Origin of the sequence: Pararhizobium antarcticum (genome assembly GCF_001885585.1) — a bacterium.
Lineage (GTDB): Bacteria > Pseudomonadota > Alphaproteobacteria > Rhizobiales > Rhizobiaceae > Pararhizobium > Pararhizobium antarcticum.
Map to the genome: position 1 here is coordinate 1 of NZ_LSRP01000054.1, position 1071 is coordinate 1071.

The window sequence follows — 1071 nt, forward strand, 5'->3', positions numbered from 1 at the left end:
CTTTAGAGGCCCAGATATCTATGACCATCGAGATCGAAACCTTCGAATTCGTGGAGCGATGCCGCACCCACCGTTCGACCAACGCGGTGCTCGGGGATCTTCTTCAATCCGTCGGCAAAGTGGGTTTCGACCACCTGATTGTCAGTGGCGTGCCTGCCGGCAAGGAGGAGCTTGAGCCGCTGGTGGAACTCAACGGCTGGCCGGACGGCTGGTTCCAGCGCTATGTGCAGCGTCGCTACGCGGATGTGGATGGCGTCTGCCGCTACAGCCGCACCGCCATCCAGCCTTTCTACTGGCAGGATGTGCCCGAGCGCCTGCATGCGACGGCAAGTTCGAGGCTGGTGGCGAACGAGGCCACGGATTTCGGGCTCATGAGCGGTTATGTCGTTCCCAGTTATTCGCGTCGTCACTGGCAGGCACTTGTCTCCTTTGCCTCGCCTACCCGTCAGCTTCGGTTGTCCCCGCGTGAACTGACGGCTGTCAACCTGATGAGCATGATAACGATCCGGTGTGTCGAAAGTCTGAGACATCCAGAGGTCCTGGAGATCGTCCTCACGCCGCGCGAACAGGAAATCCTGACCTGGGCTGCCATGGATAAAACCGCCGATGAAATTGCCGATATCTTGAGGATATCCACGGCCACGGTTCGCAAGCATCTGCAGAACATTCGTCGCACCTATGGCGTGTCGAGCACGCTCGGTGCGGTTGCCGTGGCGATGCACCGGGCACATATCGCGCCGTAGCGGCCCAAAATACTCATTTCTGATACCTGTTTCGCTCTCCCGATTGTGGCACTCAGCTTTTGGTTGCCTCGTCGTTTGCTTCGGTGCGGCCCAAAGCCAGAGGCAAACGACATTTGAAGGAGGAATGGCATGGCCAAAATTTTCGGTACAAAAGGCAATGATTTTCGCCAGGGCGGTATCAGCTCCGAATATATCTATGGCTATGCCGAGGGGACGGATCCCGCCCTCGAAACCGGCCGCGACGACCTGCGTGGCGGTGACGGCCGCGACCGGATATTCGGCGGCGGCGGAAATGATCAGCTGCGCGGCGAAGAGGGCAGTGATTATC

1 protein-coding gene and 1 pseudogene are annotated in these 1071 nt (G+C 58.7%); both read left to right on the forward strand.

Annotated elements, in window-relative coordinates; all coding sequences use genetic code 11:
* On the forward strand, positions 1-743 hold a 743-nt coding region (locus AX760_RS04905), incomplete at its 5' end, for a helix-turn-helix transcriptional regulator (protein ID WP_210187367.1).
* Positions 744-872: 129 nt separating this feature from the next.
* Positions 873-1071 (forward strand): annotated as a pseudogene (locus tag AX760_RS04910) (hypothetical protein); the annotation flags it as partial.